The organism is Modicisalibacter sp. MOD 31.J (assembly GCF_020147985.1).
Taxonomy (GTDB): domain Bacteria; phylum Pseudomonadota; class Gammaproteobacteria; order Pseudomonadales; family Halomonadaceae; genus Modicisalibacter; species Modicisalibacter coralii.
This window is the reverse complement of the sequence record NZ_JAGXFF010000002.1, coordinates 1,013,207-1,030,385: the sequence shown is the minus strand read 5'-3', so window position 1 is coordinate 1,030,385 and position 17,179 is coordinate 1,013,207. Positions and strand designations below refer to the sequence as shown.

Here is a 17,179-nt window from a genome sequence, read left to right as displayed (position 1 = left end):
TTTTTCTGATCCTCTGGCGTCGATAACTATCATTTAACGACCCGGGCGCGCCTTCTATGATGGTCGTCACCCAACGCCGGGGTGCCGGGAGACGAGCGCCGACGCCTCGCACCCCGCGCACGGTCGTCCGACAGTGCCGGGCGATGCCCATCCTGACCGCGTTCGAGGGGATATCATGGCCCGAGACACCGTCGTCGAGCTGCTTGCCGACCTGGTGGCCTTCGACACCACCAGCCAGCGTTCCAACCTGGCGCTGATCGCCTTCATCGAGGATTACCTGGCCCGTCACGGCGTGGCGTCACGCCGCGTGCCCGACGCGAGCGGGGAAAAGGCCAATCTCTATGCCACCATCGGCCCCGCGGATCGTCCCGGCGTGATGCTCTCCGGGCACACCGATACCGTGCCGGTGACCGGCCAGCAGTGGCGCTTCGACCCGTTTCGCTTGAGCGTCGAGGGCGAGCGCCTGTTCGGTCGCGGCACGGCCGACATGAAAGGGTTCCTGGCCGCCGTGCTGGCCGCCGTCCCCACGCTGGTGGCGACCGAACTGGCGGTGCCGGTGCACCTGGCGTTCTCCCATGACGAAGAGGTGGGGTGCCTGGGCGTGCGCACGCTGCTGGCGGACCTGGCTCAGCAGCCGGTGCTGCCGGTCGCCTGCCTGGTCGGTGAACCGACGTCCATGCGGCCGGCCACCGCCCACAAGGGGAAACTGGCGGTGCGCCTGCATGTGCGAGGCAAGGCCTGTCATTCCGGCATGGCGCCCCAGGGCGTCAATGCCATCCACGCCGCTGCCCGCCTGATCGGTTGGGTCGAGCAGACGGCCGCAACCAAGGCGAGCGAGGGCCCCTTCGACGCGCGCTTTGCGGTGCCCCACACCACCTTGCAGGTCGGCACCATCCAGGGCGGGGCGGCGCTCAATATCGTGCCGCAGGACTGCCAACTGGACATCGAGATCCGCAACGTCCCCGCCGACGACCCCGAGGCGCTGCTCGACAGCTTGATGGCCGTCGCCGCCACGCTGGAAACCGAAATGGCCGAGACCGCGCCGGAGGCGAACATTCGCCTGGAACGGCTCGGCGATTACCCGGGACTGTCGATGGCCGACGACCATGCCCTGGTGGACTTCATCATGGCGCTGCTCGACGACCGGGCCCTGACGCGCATCGGTTACGGCACCGAAGGCGGGCTGTTCCAGCGCGAGCTGGGGATTCCGACGCTGGTCTGCGGGCCCGGCAGCATGGACCAGGGCCATCAGCCCGATGAATTCGTGACCCGCGACCAGCTGGCCCGCTGCGAGCGCTTCCTGGCGCGGCTGGCGGCGACGCTGGCCGGCCCCGAGGCCCATCGTCTGGCAGTGGGCGAGTTCCCGCGGCCCGCGCCCGCGTGATTCGGCGCACGGCCCGCCCCGAACGACAAGGCGACACTCGTGACGGGTGTCGTCTTTTTCGCGGGACCGTATACCTATCGATGGCTGGCGTAGCAGGGCGACGAACTCGGTGAATCCCGGCTGGCGTCGTCCTCGTGTTCCAGGGCCTCGCTCACCATGTCGCGAAGGATCGGCAGGTGCGAGTCGTCGAGATCCCGCGCGGCACTGAGCAGGGTCAGCCGACCCTCCCGGGCCCAGCGCATCAACGGCAGCAGGCAGTCCGGCGCATCCTGGATCTCCCAGCGATAGCGCCGGGCGAAGACCGCGTCGCTGATCTCGCCCTGATGCTTCTGCCGCCGCAGGGTGTTGGAGGGCGAGGCGTCACGGTACCAGTCGGTGAGTTGCAGCGATTCGCGGCGCTTGCCGCGTGGCCACAGCCGGTCGACCAGCACCCTCGCGCCGTCCTCCGTATCGGCGTCAGCGTAGATTCGCTTGAGGCGAATGTCGTATCCCATGCAGGCCTCCTTGCTTTACGGTTCCCGCCCCGGCGTACCCAGGCTCGTCGTTATCGGGCGTTGGCCGCCTCTTGCGTCGTTGTTCTCCCATCCTAGCGCAAGGTTGCCCTTCGCTGGGGGTTCTTGCGGTGAGTCGCCATTCACGATAGCGCCAGGGCGAACAGGGCCATGGCGGCGAGAAAGCCGACGATGAACACCAGCGAGCGGGCCGTCGCCCAGTCGGCGGCGTAGCACAGGGCATGCAGCAGCCGGGCCACCACGAACAGCAGGGCGGCGCCCTCGGCCACGGCGCCCTGAACGCCGGCCAGCAGCGCGGCCGCGACCGCCGCGGTAAAGAGGATCAGCGCCTCCCAGGCGTTCTGCTGGGCGGCCCACAGGCGGGCGCCCAGCCCGGTGATCTCGGCATACTGGGCGCGCGGGTAGTGATTGTCGAAGCTGCCCAACTGACGGCGACGGCAGATCCCGCCGAGCATGGCGAGGGCGTAGGGAATCAGTGCCACCACCAGCAGGCACCCCAGCAGTACGGTCATTCGAGCCTCCTTGCTTGCGTTGCGATTGCCGAGCCCCGAGCTTAGTCATCGCAGGCGTTGCCGGCCAGTCACGGGGCTTGTCGCACGCGGGTGGTTTACACTGGCGCCTCACGGACTAAGCGGGAGGCTACCCTTGAGCGAGCGACTCATCACCGCCATCGATGAACGCGGAGACGTCTATCCCGTCGGCAAGCTCGAGGCACACCGTCGGGCCCTGCCGCATCTGGCGATTTCCGTGTTCGTCTTCCGCGGCGGGCAGACCCTGCTGCAACGCCGCGCCCCGGGCAAGTATCACTCGCCCGGCCAGTGGGCCAATGCCTGCTGCTCCCACCCGGACTGGCAAGAGGCTATCGCCACCTGCGCGGCACGCCGGCTGCGCGAGGAGATGGGGCTGGAACTGCCGCTGACGCCCGCCGCCGTGATGGATTATCGCGCCGAGGTGGGCGGTGGCCTGGTGGAGAACGAACGCGTGCATTTCTTTGCGGCCGACTGGCCGACGCCGGCGCCGACGGTGGCTCCCGACCCCGAGGAAGTCGACGCCTATCGCTGGGTCGACGTGACGACGCTGCGCGAGGAAGTGGCGATGAACCCGGACGCCTTCACGCCCTGGTTGCGTATCTATCTGGCGCGGGCCGGGGAGACCGGAATCGAGCGCCTGCGGGCTTCGGTCTAAATCTGGGTTCTTCGCGGACAGCGTGAAACGTCAAGGCCCCGCTACGGAGAATGAAATCCTTCCCGCGAAAACCAGCCTGGATGGCCCACTGGCGCATGGGGTCTCCTGTGGGAGGGAACTCGTTCCCGATTGGCGCCGCAGGCGCCCGGCATGGCCGGAGAAACTACAATGCCCGCCGCCATCGCGAATAAATTCGCTCCAACAGAGGCCAACCAATCGGCAGGGGACCTACCTCTAGCGGGGGGGTTCCTCGCTCAACATCCCGACGTCTTCCACGCAGTCGGTGCCGGTCACCGTCGCGCGCAGGGCGTTGCAGAAGCTGTCGAAGGCCTCGCTCATCTGCCCCGGGCTGCGGTGGATCTCGATCTCCACGTGGCCCAGCTCGGGCAGGCCCTCGTCGATACCCAGGACGCGACACCCGGCGGGGACGCTGCGCGGCGTCTTCACGGTCATCGCCAGGCCCGCCTGCACGGCCAGGTTGATGCCGGTAGGGGACGGGCTGGTGTAGCGCACGTCCCAGGTACGCGATTCCCGGCCCAGCGCGGCGAAGGCGTGGGCGCGGAAGATGCAGCCCTCGGGGTTCAGCGCCAGGGGCAGGCGTGACCAGCCGTTGGGGTCGACGTGCTCGGCGGCCACCCAGACCATCGGCTCGCGGCCCAGCAGCTCGCCGGTGTGCGTCGGGGCGTGGCGAATCGCCAGCACCACGTCCAGCAGGCCTTCCTGAAAGCGTTCCACCAGGCTGGCGCTGATGTCGCAGACGATCTCGATGCGCACGTCGGGATGACTCTCGGCGAACTGGGGCAGCAGCCCGGGCAGGTAGGCGCTGGCCTGTTCCTCGGAAATGCCCAGCCGAATCGACTGACCCTTGCGGTCGGCGCCCATTACCCGTTGTGCTTCGTCCTGCAACTTGAGGATCTGTCGCGCATAAGGCAACAGCCGCCCCCCGGCCGCGGTCAACAGCACGCTACGACTGGTGCGCTCGAACAGCGCCTCGCCCATGCGGTCCTCGAGGCGCTTGATCTGCAGGCTGACCGCCGACTGGGTCCGGCAGAGGATCTTCCCGGCGGCACTGAAGCCTTCGCACTCGGCCACGGTGACGAAGGCGCGTAGCAGGTCGGTATCCATGATCTATGAGACCCCGTAATTAATTATATCTTAATCATTCATTTTTATTATGAAACTGCCGGCTCTAGGCTGTCCAGGTGAAACCACGATGTAAAGGAGATTTCACCATGCACGCCACCGCCGGGGCAGAACGACGCGAGACGTCGCTGGACGGACTCGTCGACCTCGCGCAGTATCCCATCGCCCGGCTCGACCAGGCTGACGGTCAGGCGCTGATCGAACGCTGCCGCCGGCAACTCGCCGAGGATGGTTGCGTGGTGCTCGAGCAGTTCGTGCCGCAAGAGGCGCTGGCGCGTCTCGAACGCGAGACCGAGCGGCTCTCGCCCGAGGCGCACTACAACCAGAACGAGACCAACCCCTACAACTCGTCGGGCGATCCGAGCCTCCCGGCTTCGCACCCGCGCAACCGCTTCGACGATCGCACCAACGGCTTCGTCGCCGGCGACCGGATCGACGAGACCACGATCATCCGCCAGATCTATCGCAACCCGGACTTCCAGCGCTTCATCGCTACCGTGGTGGGCGTCGACGAGATTCACGAATACGCCGACCCGCTGGCCGACCTGGTGGTCAACGTGTTGCGCGAGGGCTGCCAGCACCCGTGGCACTACGACACCAACGAGTTCATCGTCACCATGATGACCCGCCAGTCGCAGGGTGGCGGACGCTTCGAATACGCCCCCGGCATCCGCAGCCCCGAGGGCGAGAACTTCGAGGGTGTGCAGGAGGTGCTCGACGGCGGCCGGTCGCGCCTGAAGTCGCTGGCTCTCCAGCCGGGTGACCTGCAGGTCTTCTTCGGCCGTTACTCCCTGCACCGTGTCACCCCAGTGGTCGGCGACCGCGAGCGCCACACCGTGATCTTCGCCTACGCCAAGGAGCCGGGCTTCGTCGGCCGGCCCGAGCGTGCCCAGCGCATCTTCGGGCGCATGGCACCGGTGCACGAGCGCCTGCTCGAAGAGGGCGCCACCCGGCGCAGCGACAGCCTCGCCGATTGATCCCCATTCCGGGACACCCGGCACGTCTTGCGGCGTGCCGGGTGTCTGTCTGCAAGGACCGACCATGAACACCATCGAATCCGATCGACTGACCGACAACGAACCGGACAGCATCCCGGTCGTGCCCTCCGCGCCGATGGCCAACGGCGACAGTATTCCCACCGCCTTCGATCCCAGGCAGTTGCGCGCCGGGCGGCTGGCACGCCTGCGCGCGATGATGGCCGAGCAGGGCTACGCCGCCGTGGTGCTGTTCGACCCCTACAACCAGCGTTACGCGACCGGCTCGCGCAACATGTTCGGCTACTTCCTGCGCAACTCCACGCGCTACATCTACGTGCCGCTGGAAGGGCCGGTGATCCTCTTCGAATACCCCGGCAGCGCCCACGTCTCGACCTGGCTCGAGACCATCGACGAATCGCGCACCTCCAAGGTGGTATGGTCGGCGGTCAACCAGCGCGACAACCTGTCCTCCGACCCGTTTGGCATCGAGATCGCCGAGCTGATGGAAGAACACGGCAAGGGCAACCGGAAGATCGGCCTGGACCGCTGCGCGCTGAACCTGGCCCGCTCGCTGGAAGCCCAGGGGCTGGACGTCTACGACTGCATGCAGGACACCCTGCACTGCCGGCGCATCAAGACCCCGGAAGAGATCGCCTGTCTGGCGCAGTCGATGGCCGGCAGCGAGGCCGCGGTGGCCGAGGTCGAGGCGGCGATCAAGCCGGGCGTGACCGAGAACGACCTGTTCGCGATCCTCTACGGCAACGTCATCCAGCAGGGCGGCGAGTTCATCGAGACCCGCCTGCTGTCGTCCGGCCCGCGCACCAACCCCTGGTTCAACGAGGCCAGCAGCCGGGTGATTCGCCCCGGCGAGCTGGTGGCGCTGGATACCGATACCATCGGCTGCCACGGCTACTATTCCGACTTCTCGCGTACCTTCCACGTCGGCCCGGGCCGCCCCAGCGGTTACCAGCAGAGCCTCTACCGGATGGCCTACGAGCAGGTCCATCACAACATGGCGATCCTCGCTCCGGGCATGAACTATCGCGAGATCGCCGAGCGCGCCTGGAAGATTCCCGAGCGTTTCCTCGACCGCCGCTATCCGTCGATCATCCACGGCGTGGGCATGCACGGCGAGACGCCGCTGGTCGCCCACCACATGGACTTCGACCGCTTCTCCAAGGACGGCGTCCTCGAGCCGGGCATGGTCGTCTCGGTGGAGAGCTACATCGGCGAGGTCGGCGCCGCCGACGGGGTCAAGCTGGAGGAAGAAGTGCTGGTCACCGAGACCGGCATCGAGAAGCTCTCGCGGTATCCGTTCGATGAGGCCCTGCTTGGCAGAGAATTCTAAGGCTGACCCGTACCCCTGACCGACACCAACGATTCGCAAGTTTTCTCGAGTATAAAGAGGCGCTATGACAGACGTATGCCACTGGATCGCCGGCGAACGCCTGGCGGGCCAGCGCACCATCGATGTGCTCAACCCCGCCTCCGCCGAGCCGGTACGCCGCCTGGCGATGGCCGACACCGCCACCGTGCAGCGCGCCATCGACGCCGCCCGCGAGGCCCAGCCCGCCTGGCGCGACATGCCGCCGGCCAAGCGCGCCCAGGTGATGTTCCGCTTCAAGAGCCTGCTCGAACGCGACGCCGACGAGATCTGCGCGCTGATCAGCGAGGAAAACGGCAAGGTGCTCGAGGACGCCATGGGCGAACTCAAGCGCGGCATCGAGAACGTCGAGTACGCCTGCGGCGTGCCGGAACTCCTCAAGGGTGAGTATTCCCACAACGCCGGGCCGGGCATCGACACCTGGTCCAACCATCAGCCGCTGGGCGTGGTCGCCGGCATCACGCCGTTCAACTTCCCGGCCATGGTGCCGCTGTGGATGTACCCCATGGCGCTGGCCTGCGGCAACGCCTTCATCCTCAAGCCCTCCGAGCAGGCGCCCTCGGCCGCCGTGAAGATGGCCGAACTGCTCGACGAGGCCGGGCTGCCCAAGGGACTGTTCAGTGTCGTCCACGGTGACCGCGAGGCCGTCGAGGCGCTGATCGAGGCCCCCGAGGTGCGGGCGCTGTCGTTCGTCGGCTCCACCCCGGTGGCGCGCAGGATCTACGAGGGCGGCACCCAACAGGGCAAGCGCGTGCAGGCCCTGGGCGGCGCCAAGAACCACGCCGTGGTCCTGCCGGATGCGGATATCGATAATGCCGCCAGCACCTTGATCGGTGCCGCGTTCGGCAGTGCCGGCGAGCGCTGCATGGCGATCTCCGTCGCCGTGTGCGTGGGTGACGCCACCGCCGATGCCCTGATCGAGCGCCTGGCCGCCCAGGCCAGCGAGCTGAAGATCGGCCCGGGCACCGAGCGCGGCCTCGACATGGGCGCGCTGATCAACGCCGGCCAGCGCGACAAGGTCGCCGGCTACATCGAGCAGGGCGCCGCCGCTGGTGCCGAGCTGGTGGTCGACGGCCGCGAGCATCCACTGGTGGACTGCTCGCCTGGCTACTTCCTCGGCGCCACGCTGTTCGACCGCGTCACGCCGGCAATGAGCATCTACCGTGACGAGATCTTCGGCCCGGTGCTGTGCGTGGTGCGCGTCGAAACCTTCGACGAAGCCATCGCCCTGATCAACGCCCACCAGTACGGCAACGGCACCTGCGTGTTCACCCGCGCCGGCGAGGCGGGGCGGCGCTTCGCCGATGCCATCGAGGTCGGCATGGTCGGCATCAACGTGCCGCTGCCCGTGCCGGTCGCCTTCCACAGCTTCGGCGGCTGGAAGGACTCGCTGTTCGGGGATCTGCACGCCTACGGCCCCGACGCCGTGCGCTTCTATACCCGCCGCAAGGCCATCTCCCAACGCTGGCCGCAGCACAGCGCCCAGGAAAGCGCGCAGTTCAACTTCCCCTCGTAACCCAAGCCCCGCAAGCCTGACCCCACGCCTGCGCCACCCAGACGGCGCGGGCGTTCTTGTGTGTACGTCTTTCGTGTAACGCCGTGTCACTCGGCGCGGATTCGCGATAGGTTAAGTCTGGTTAGAGGTTGCCGATACAACCTAATGACCCAGGCGGTGGAGCGTTCAGTGCTTCGCCTGGCGGTAGCGTGGGCGAAACGGTATCGGGCGAGTGGGATAGGGCGGAAGTCGGCCCGACGCCGGCATAGTGGCAAAGGTGGCAGGCGCGTTTATTGGTACTATATAGTGAAATCTAGCGGATAGCCGTGGAAAATCAATAGGATGGCCGTGAAAGTATAACAACTGAACGCATGCGCTTGTTCAAGTTGTTATCAGTGCAAACTATCTAATACCTGTTATAAATTAAAAATTTAGTCATGGGGTAAGTCATGGATATAATAAAGTTTGAGATTTTAGAAGACAATGACGAGGTGGTGAAAGTGGAAGCCAACCAAGTCCATGTGAGAAAAACAAGTGGCGAATATGTTATTTATACTCTAAAACTTGATGAAGAGAATCAGGTTGTAGACTTTAATGTTTTTGCAATAACAAAAGGGTTTGGCTCTATTGAGCTTGCGAAAGGTGCTGATCTAAATGATCTATCAGAACTGTGGGGAAGTTCTGATGAGTAAGGTCACGAAGAAAGAATCTCCAAATATTGCCCCTGATTCTAAAGTTACTGGTTCTGCTATTTATAGAATGATTTCACCTGAAGATAGGAAAAAACTTAAAGAAATTGCCAAGGAAAAGGCAAGGGAAATGGGCTTGATAATTAACATAATTGAGAAATGACATGAGTAAAAAGGATGTAATTATTCGTGTTTCTGGTTCTAATGAGTTAGCTGAAGATTTTTTAAGCCAAGTTCAAGAAGAAGCTCAGATTTTAGGTCTATTGCCAGATACCCAAACAGTTCGAGCTGTACCCGATAAAGTCAGAAAAGAAAAAGTTAAAAGCAAAAAAGCTAAAGATCTCAAAATATCTGTTACTGGTGATGAGAATACTGTTGAAACATTTCTCGAGTCCGTAATCGAAAGTGTTTCAGAAAAAACAAGTCTTCCTAAGCCTTCGTTAAATATAAAGCTGGAGTCAAGTGGAAATGGTAGCTAGACCTAGTGAACATAGAAAAGCAATAGCATTAGCAAAAATCCGAGAAGGGTATGGTTGCGAGTTATGTCCATCTGAATTAGATATTCATGGGCATCATATTTTGGACTATAGCTTTGGTGGTGAAGCTAGCCCCGAAAACATACTCGTAGTATGTAAGGTTTGTCATGATAAAGTTCATGCGGGAGAGATCATTGTAGACACCTACGATTACCGTAAGTAATTTATAACAAAGCTATCAAGTCGGATTCGTAACAATTTGCTCGGCTCCGCTTCGCTCCACACTTTATCAAACTGTTTCTCGCCGCTTATGGCGGCGTTATGTGCTATGAAAACGTACCGAGGTTCGTGTCACTGTGGCAGAATTCGTTTTGAGGTCGAAGCTGAAATTGACCACGCGCGTGTGTGACTGCTCCGTTTGCCGACGACGCGGAACTCTGAACTATCGAGTACGAAAAGAGTGTACAGTAACCGTATTCACCTGACATATGCCCCCGTGGACTCTCTCTAGTTAAGCAGTATTTTCTGCCGTTTTCTTGGGGGCTTTCTTCGTTGCCTTGGAGAGCCCTTTCTTGAAGACGGTATAGGATATCATCCCCTTCATGTTGCGGCCCTGTCAGGGCTGCGCGATTGGAAACGGGAGGCCGACCGCCACGCGGCTTGGGCTGAGGCGGTGGCAGTAGCGGCTCGACATAGACCAGAGTTCATCGGATACGATCTTCTTAGCCATGCTCAAAATCTAGGAAGGGCTGGAGCCGCTTTCAGGTTTTGAAAGGCGCTCTAAGCCTCTAACTCGTTTTTATTTTTTTCGGCATAATCATGTGTCAAAAAATATTTTCCGCTGATTTAGAAAGGAGCAGGGGAAATGGAAGTAAAAATACTAGGTGGGACTGGCCTTCATGCCAGCGAAAGAAAAGCTGTAGAAAGGATGGAGGCTGAGTTAAGAGCGAGCTGGTTTGCATATGCCAGCCTGTTAGTAGCTGATGACCAAGGGTCAATGGATGTAGATACACTAATAATCACTCATGATCGACTGCTTCTTGTTGAGCTCAAAGAGTGGAATGGGAAGCTTGAGAGTTCCGATGGGCAGTGGTACATAAATGGAAAATCCAGGGGGAAAAGTCCTTATGAAATTAAGCGTGTGCATGCCATACGGTTGCAAAACCTAATTAAGAGAGAGCTAGAGCACAAATTAGGCTATTTTCCCCAAGTTGAAGCCCACGTGGTGCTGTGTGGTACTGCAACACCAGATAATCTGTCTTCTTCAGAAAAACGGTACGTTCATAATCTTGAAGATTTCTTAGAGATATCTGGTAGAGACAAGTACGAGGCTTTAGTCGAAGACAAAAGCAAAGCAATATACTTCATTTTTGATAAAAGTGGCAAGCCAAGACCTAATAGTCAAGAATGCCTCCCCATTTTCCGTACTTTTTTTGGAGGGCATAGAGTTAAGCCAAAAGAATATCGCCCCCATCATTTTATTGCAGAAAATATACCTTGGTTTAACCATAGAAATGGTTTGTATAAAGAGTACAAAGGATATCATGAAGAACAGGCTAATGATATAGCCCTTATTCGGCGCTGGAACTTCACCCAGTTAGGGATAGGTAATGCTACTCAATCCCAGTGGGGTGAGATTGCTCTCCGAGAAAGTAGAGTAATTAGGCACGCAAAACAAAATAGCTCACCTTTAGAAGAGTACCTGCTTAAGCCGTTAGTTCCTCTGGGTGAGAGTGATATTACAGAAGATGTTACTGAACTTTATGAGTTGCGAAGAACTTTCGTACGATTAGACGAGTATGTAAGTAGTAAAGGCGCGAAATCATCCCCTGAGGTTCGCTTGGATTGGGTCCGTGCTTTACTTGCACCTTTTGCTGAGTTACATGGGTTAGGTATTGGCCATAGAGATATAGACCTGCATAACTTATGGTACGCCACTGAACAAAGCAGCATACTTGTCTCAGGGTTTTCTGCTTCTTTTTTCCCTGAGCGAGGCACAGTTAATGATTTGCGTATTCATCTTCAAGGCTCCCATTTGCACCTGCCAGAAGATGCATTGTGGGAAGATGGGGACATTATAGATCCATTTCGACTTGATGTTTTCATGTTAGCAGCTGTGGCATATCGGATTTGCTATCCTGAATCCAGCCTCGAATTTGAAGAAAATTCGGTTCCAACTTGGGCGCCTCCAAAGGAAGATCCTTACGATGGTCTCTTGGATGAATGGTTTAAAAAGGGACTTGATTGGAGTCCTGATGAACGCTTCTCAAGTGCTAGCCAACAATTGGCAGACTTTAATTCAATCACGAAGCGTGAGTATGAAGGTGAGGTGGATACATCCGACCTTCTTGCGTCTCTTTTTAAAGGTAATTTTATTAAAAGAGGGTGGAGCACGTTTAATATATACCAGTATTTTCCACCTTTGCCCGGTGAAAACCCAGGTGCAGGAAGTAAGTTGACATATAGATGCACTTTTGAGAATGAAAAAGCTTTGTGCAAACTTTGGCCTCAGGTTGTTGTCAATCCTAGTTTGCCTGGTATAAACCGTAGAGTCGTAAATTTTCGTTCTAGGGTGGAAAAAGTACAAGATAGCTTGCTATCAACACCTAAAGTTCTAGATCATGGGCTATTAGAGGCTGGGGGGCTCTATATTGTTACTAAATTTGAATCGGGTGAATCTTGGATTGAATGTTCAAAGAAACTCAGTAGTATTCAGATCTTTAAATTGGGGTTGTCCCTGATTAAGGTTGTTGAACAATGCCATGACCAAGGTGTCGCTCATGGTGATATCCATCCTGAGAACTTATTGATAGTGTCGGCTGTTGGACCTGAAGATGATTCCAATCAAGAGATTGATTATTTCCCAGAAGTTCTTCTCCTGGATTTATTAGATTTTGGTGGTTCATCTGAACCATATAATCTTGAATATGGCCCCGAAAATCCGGCTGCGGCTGATGCTATGGCAAGGGACCGCTACGCCGTATATAAGTTAGTGCGAGAAGTTGTTCCCGAGAGTGCCTCATCGACTGCCCTAAATGAAGAACTTTCACGAGGCCTTTCTCAGCCAAGGGGAATCCCTGTTTCATTATCTCCTCTACAAGAGGCTTTGGAAAATTCAATTAACCCTGTTGAAGATGCTAATAAATCTGAGGTTAAAATTGCGGCTGAGCCGCTTACTATTTTTTGGGGCGGACAGAACTTCCCTGATCAGCCAATAAATTTTGAAGCTGATGCGGGAATATATTACTTTAACTGCAAATGGGATCGTAGAGATCCAGATCTGATGTTTTGCTATATAACTGCTGTCAATGCCTCATTAACAGTTGTTATAAATCCTGAGGTCCGGCGAATTCATCAAATCCGTATAACAAAAAACTTACCTTTAAGTGACCTGATAAGTGCTGCTAGTAAATCCAGCGCCCAATTATCCACTCCAATAAAAGTTGGTCGCGGTAATCTTGATGCCAAAGCTTCAACAAACCTTTTGAACTTATTGCTAAGTCTTGATCCTGTTCTTACTTTGCTTGAAGAAAAGTATTCTTCTGGTAGCGATGGTGAGGACGAGGAATATTCCATTGATGGCATGATGCCTTCAATTCCCCCGCGTGTTATTTGGAATTCTCTCTTAGCAACTGAAGGTGAGAACTTATTAACTTTGGAAGTTAGCAAGGGGGAGGTTAATGAAAGCCAGACCGGGAGGATTGTTGTTCCTTATCAAACACTGGATGGTAAACCTCTAGATTTCGATAGTGATGAGAAAGTGTTTGTCACGTTAGCTGATGAAGATCAAAGCTTAGGTGAGCTTGATATTTCAGAAACTACTCCAGACCATGTGGCTATAAAGCCTTTCCGTTCACGTATTCAGAAGATGCTAAAAGAAGGTGTGTCCCTACAATTGGAGTCTTTACAGAGTAAAGCTTCACGGGATAGAAAGCAGAAGGCTTTAGAGCGGGTGCTTGAACATGCTTCTGTAATACCTCGGCTGTCACAATATTTCGATCCTTCAACCCCCCCCGAACTCGAAGCCAAAAATGAGCCGCCTACAAGCGAGTTTCTTAGGGAAAAATATGATGATGATGATAAAAAATTAAATGATAAACAGATAGAGGCCTTTCAAAGGCTAGTTAAATATGGACCAGTCGGTGTTCTACAGGGCCCTCCGGGTACAGGTAAAACCTCTTTCGTATCTCAGTTCATACACTATATATTTGATTCTTTAGGGGCTAGAAATGTTTTGCTCGTAGGCCAATCCCATACTTCCGTAGATGCTGTCGCAATTAAAGCGAGGGAAGTTTGTAGCGATAAAAATACTGACCTTTCTGTAGTAAGGATGGGACAGGAACGCATGGTAGCAACGGACATGCTGGATACTCATTCGAGTGCTCTTCAAAGACAGATGAGGCATGCTTTTCATAGAGAGTACGACCAAAGGATAAAAGTATTTTCGAATCGTTTCGGTCTTCCAGATTCCTTGGTTAATGAATTGCTTGCGGTGCACCGCACACTATCTCCCATTTTAACTTCGCTTAAATATTTTAAAGATGAGATAAGTAAAAGGCACCTTGATGTTAATGGTGGGGCTGGCGGCGAAGCTGCCCATGATCTTGATGGACAAGAAAAAAGCCTGAAAGATCTTGTTAGGAAAATATTGCTCAAGCGTTATCCTGATACTGCAGATGAATTATTAAAGCAAGATGAATTAATGCCAGGTATAGTGAGCCAATTGTGCAAGGAGTACAATGTAAATAATCCTGCTGCCGTATCAAAACTAACAAACTTGCTAGATCTTAGTCACGAGTGGCTTGATGTATTGGCAACTGGTGATGCGAATTATGATCAGTTTTTGATTCAAACCCGTCAGCTAGTTTGTGGAACACTTGTAGGCATGGGTAAAACTAGATATGGAGTTGCAAATGCCGAGTTCGACTGGGTGATAGTCGATGAGGCTGCAAGGGCTCAAGCAAGTGAGTTAATGATAGCACTTCAGTCAGCAAAGCGCGTCCTTTTGGTCGGTGACCATCGACAACTTCCTCCACATTATGAGAAACCTCACTTGCGAGCAGCTTCCCGTGAGGTTGGTAATGGTGCCGACACGTCCATTTTTAGGGTTACTGATTTTGAGCGTGCATTTCATGCGACAAAGGGGGTTACGCTTGATACGCAGTATAGAATGGTTGAGCCTATAGGAAAGTTAGTGTCCAGCTGTTTTTATCGTGACGAAGTGGGTTCATTAATAACTGGCAGAGGCCCTTCTCCGAGCTGGTTTAATAGCCTGCCCTCACCCTGGAACTCATCAGTGGTTTGGCTAGATAGTTCAAAAGGGAGTTTAGCAACAGGTGAATCCCAACTAGGGCAAGGGCGCTATGTTAATCACAATGAAGTTAATCAAATCATGGAGCTTTTAAAGCTTCTTTCTGGTTCTGAAACTGTAGGTTTTTTGCGTGACTCTGTTAGTGGAGAAAAGGGATTCCCTATAGGGATAATTACAATGTACCGTGCACAGAAAGATTTGCTTGAAAAGGAGCTTAGCAAGGCTGAGTGGGCGGTAGCAATGCGTGACTTTATACGTATTGATACAGTTGATTCCTATCAAGGACAAGAAAATAAAATAGTTATTCTAAGCTTGGTGAGAGATAACGCCAGTCAGAACCAAGGTTTTCTTAAAGATCGAGCGCGGATAAACGTTTCAATATCTCGCGCACAGGAAAGACTGGTAATAGTTGGAGCTGCTCATATGTGGGAAAAACGCAACGTGACAAGCGCTCTCGGTGAGGTTCTTTCTTACATTCGAGCTAGATCTGGCGAGGGTAATTCCAGCTACCAGATTGTTTCAAATTCTACATTTTTCGATCAGCTGAGCAACTCACAGGTGGAGATCATGAACAATGGATAATTATTCTGGTGATTTCCAAAGTAATGGTTCTGGTCTAAAGCGACATGTCAATACTGTTTCTTTGCTGCTCCCCGCAAAACAGTTTAGTCTAAATTGTTCGTGGACAACTGAGAGGCCGCTGCCGGCTATTGAAGAGTTTTCATGTAAACTGATACTTATTTTTGATAGCGTCACTCCCTTTGAAATTAGGGAGTTCTTTGGCTTATCTGAATTTGAGTTTAACGGTCTTCTAGATAGCCTATTAAAAAAACGTCTTGTAGAGATAGATCCTGAGGGCTTGATTAAAGCATCTTCAGTTCTTAGATTGAAGTCCAATGGTGGTCAAGGTGTTCCTACCCTAACAACGTATAGTATACGGGAGGAAAATGTTATTTTTGACATGTTGACGTTGAGTTTAATTCCTCGCCGGAACTACCAAGGTGTTAAATACGGTTTGCCAGAGATTCCTCCGCCTTCTAAGTTTGGATCTGTAAATATTGAATCTATTGTAGAGGAGTTTGGAAGGCAGTACAGGGCTCACTTAGATAGCACAAGAGGTGGGCGGGCCGATAATACACGATTATATAAGGTATCCCATTGCCGCCCTGTTAGAACAGTGCAAGTTCCTATTGATATGGAGATTTATCTTGACGTTGTACCCGGGGAGGGGGTCCGCGTTTATCGTGATGTTGTAGAGCGTGTTGGCGACATCCGAAAGCATGCACTTTCTAATGAATTAGAGGCACAAGTTGCAGACTATCTCGCTAGTCTTTCTATCCCAGAAAATAGCTTTAGTTTTAATGATTTCTGCGAGGCTATCGGTGACGAGGTATTGCTTAACTATGTCGATTCAAAGGGTTTTGATTTTGCGTCATGGTTAAGTGATAGAGATAAAAGAAAGACTGGTTATGGGTCTAGCTCTACAAGAGGAATTCTAGGTCCTGTTTACCTGCCGACAAATGCTAGAACAATATATCGATCTCTCGGTGAAGCAGCTAGCGAACATGCTGAAGATGTTCCTAATGCGTATTGGTATTCCGCTTCGGTCCCTTTATGGGGAGCTAGTGGCACAGACCTGGAAAATTTTGTTAGGAGTTTCGAAAACGAACTTAGCTCTTCTGCGGATAGAAAACAAAACTTAGTTACTTTATTCAATATACAAGATTCAAGTGAGATTAAAACAGTCAAAAAGGCGTTTAATGCCCGCCTTCCACATGGCGTTTCTATAAGAGACGGAAGTCCTCAAGATCGTGTTGAAATCCTTATCGTTCCTGGTTTGTTGGCAGTTGCCCAATACCATGTTCAGCCTAATAGTAACAGCAGTGTCACAGTGCCTGTCGGTCAGATAACTACAGATCCCGAGCGTATGGAAAAAATTGGAAGGCTTTTTCAGTCTAGAATTCGTGCGTCATCTGGCAGCGAAGTTCTCTGGTCTAATAATAGTTCTCATAACGAAAGCCTTCTTGATGAAGAGCTTCTAGGTTTAGAGTTAAAGTCAGGTAAAGGAATAAATACAGCGCCATCTAAAGTTAATAAAAAGGAGTCTGTTATTAAATATAAGACTAGTCGCGAGAGGTAATCGTTTTGTAGCATAAATAATTTATATATGTCTATGAAGGCGTCATTGCACGCCTTCGATGACACCATTTCTGGGGCCAAGGCGGATAGACAGGACCTGACGGCCGCCCTGGATTTCTTACGCGATGGAGACGTGCTGGTCATGTGGCGACTGGATCGGCTAGGACGCTCGCTGCCGCATCTGATAGAGGTGGTCAGTGAGCTGGAGACCCGTATTATCGGATTCCAGTCTTTGACCGATAATATCGATATGTACAGTGATGGTATTCGCCTGACACATGCCCCCGTGGGCTCCCTATAGTTAAGCAGTGTTTTCTGCCGTTTTCCTGGGCTCCTTCTTCGTCGCCTTAGGGAGTCCCTTCTTGAAGACGGCATAGGGCGTCGCCCCCTTCATGTTGCGGCCCTGATGCGGCCGTTGCGTGTTGTAGATGGCCAGATAGTCGTCCAGGTCTGGCGCTATCTTTACCAGCGTCTCAACCACACG

The 17,179-nt window shown here is 54.7% G+C and carries 13 protein-coding genes and 3 pseudogenes; 11 read left to right on the top strand and 5 right to left on the bottom strand.

The genetic code is table 11. The annotated features are described in order from the left end of the window. The first annotated feature begins 175 nt into the window (after positions 1 to 175). Positions 176 to 1,384, top strand: coding sequence for an acetylornithine deacetylase (gene argE, locus KGR00_RS10445; protein ID WP_224419764.1), 1,209 nt, complete (start codon positions 176 to 178; stop codon positions 1,382 to 1,384). A gap of 74 nt (positions 1,385 to 1,458) precedes the next feature. Here argE and KGR00_RS10440 read toward each other — a convergent pair whose 3' ends face one another. Beyond that, positions 1,459 to 1,878, bottom strand: coding sequence for a DUF488 family protein (locus KGR00_RS10440; RefSeq protein ID WP_129139574.1), 420 nt, complete (start codon positions 1,876 to 1,878; stop codon positions 1,459 to 1,461). Between the two features lie 140 nt (positions 1,879 to 2,018). Next, a complete protein-coding gene (locus tag KGR00_RS10435; protein WP_224419765.1) occupies positions 2,019 to 2,408 on the bottom strand; it encodes an MAPEG family protein in 390 nt (129 codons plus the stop codon). Between the two features lie 133 nt (positions 2,409 to 2,541). Between KGR00_RS10435 and idi the strand changes: the two genes are divergently transcribed. Beyond that, the gene (gene idi, locus KGR00_RS10430) at positions 2,542 to 3,081 is read left to right on the top strand and encodes an isopentenyl-diphosphate Delta-isomerase (RefSeq protein WP_224419766.1); all 540 of its coding nucleotides are present in this window, start codon (positions 2,542 to 2,544) and stop codon (positions 3,079 to 3,081) included. A gap of 234 nt (positions 3,082 to 3,315) precedes the next feature. Here idi and KGR00_RS10425 read toward each other — a convergent pair whose 3' ends face one another. Next, a complete protein-coding gene (locus KGR00_RS10425; protein ID WP_224419767.1) occupies positions 3,316 to 4,206 on the bottom strand; it encodes a LysR substrate-binding domain-containing protein in 891 nt (296 codons plus the stop codon). A gap of 107 nt (positions 4,207 to 4,313) precedes the next feature. Here KGR00_RS10425 and KGR00_RS10420 point away from each other — a divergent pair, with 107 nt between their 5' ends. The 6 genes from KGR00_RS10420 (at position 4,314) to KGR00_RS10395 (ending at position 9,248) form a co-directional block, all read left to right on the top strand. Beyond that, positions 4,314 to 5,201: a hypothetical protein gene (locus tag KGR00_RS10420; RefSeq protein ID WP_224419768.1), complete on the top strand. Its 888-nt coding sequence runs from the start codon at positions 4,314 to 4,316 to the stop codon at positions 5,199 to 5,201. A gap of 64 nt (positions 5,202 to 5,265) precedes the next feature. Beyond that, positions 5,266 to 6,549: a Xaa-Pro peptidase family protein gene (locus KGR00_RS10415; protein WP_224419769.1), complete on the top strand. Its 1,284-nt coding sequence runs from the start codon at positions 5,266 to 5,268 to the stop codon at positions 6,547 to 6,549. Positions 6,550 to 6,613: 64 nt separating this feature from the next. Then, positions 6,614 to 8,101 carry a CoA-acylating methylmalonate-semialdehyde dehydrogenase gene (locus tag KGR00_RS10410; RefSeq protein ID WP_224419770.1) on the top strand — a complete coding sequence of 496 codons (1,488 nt, stop codon included), beginning with the start codon at positions 6,614 to 6,616 and terminating at the stop codon, positions 8,099 to 8,101. 428 nt (positions 8,102 to 8,529) lie between these two features. Continuing rightward, positions 8,530 to 8,772 (top strand): hypothetical protein, encoded by a 243-nt coding sequence (locus tag KGR00_RS10405; RefSeq protein WP_224419771.1) that lies wholly within the window; start codon positions 8,530 to 8,532, stop codon positions 8,770 to 8,772. After that, positions 8,765 to 8,932, top strand: coding sequence for a hypothetical protein (locus tag KGR00_RS10400; RefSeq protein WP_224419772.1), 168 nt, complete (start codon positions 8,765 to 8,767; stop codon positions 8,930 to 8,932). The genes KGR00_RS10405 and KGR00_RS10400 overlap by 8 nt, the downstream gene beginning before the upstream one ends. A gap of 1 nt (position 8,933) precedes the next feature. Continuing rightward, positions 8,934 to 9,248 (top strand): hypothetical protein, encoded by a 315-nt coding sequence (locus KGR00_RS10395; RefSeq protein ID WP_224419773.1) that lies wholly within the window; start codon positions 8,934 to 8,936, stop codon positions 9,246 to 9,248. Positions 9,249 to 9,856: 608 nt separating this feature from the next. On the opposite strand, the pseudogene KGR00_RS10385 reads toward KGR00_RS10395, so the two are convergent. Further along, positions 9,857 to 9,975 (bottom strand): annotated as a pseudogene (locus tag KGR00_RS10385) (IS5/IS1182 family transposase); the annotation flags it as partial. 135 nt (positions 9,976 to 10,110) lie between these two features. Between KGR00_RS10385 and KGR00_RS10380 the strand changes: the two are divergent. The 3 genes and pseudogenes from KGR00_RS10380 to KGR00_RS10370 all read left to right on the top strand — a co-directional run. Continuing rightward, positions 10,111 to 15,138, top strand: a complete 5,028-nt coding sequence (locus KGR00_RS10380; RefSeq protein WP_224419774.1) for an AAA domain-containing protein — start codon at positions 10,111 to 10,113, stop codon at positions 15,136 to 15,138. Continuing rightward, positions 15,131 to 16,696, top strand: coding sequence for a hypothetical protein (locus KGR00_RS10375; protein WP_224419775.1), 1,566 nt, complete (start codon positions 15,131 to 15,133; stop codon positions 16,694 to 16,696). The genes KGR00_RS10380 and KGR00_RS10375 overlap by 8 nt, the downstream gene beginning before the upstream one ends. 54 nt (positions 16,697 to 16,750) lie before the next feature. After that, positions 16,751 to 16,969, top strand: a pseudogene (locus tag KGR00_RS10370) (recombinase family protein); the annotation flags it as partial. A gap of 27 nt (positions 16,970 to 16,996) precedes the next feature. On the opposite strand, the pseudogene KGR00_RS10365 reads toward KGR00_RS10370, so the two are convergent. Beyond that, positions 16,997 to 17,170: pseudogene (locus tag KGR00_RS10365) on the bottom strand (IS481 family transposase); the annotation flags it as partial. Positions 17,171 to 17,179: the final 9 nt, after the last annotated feature.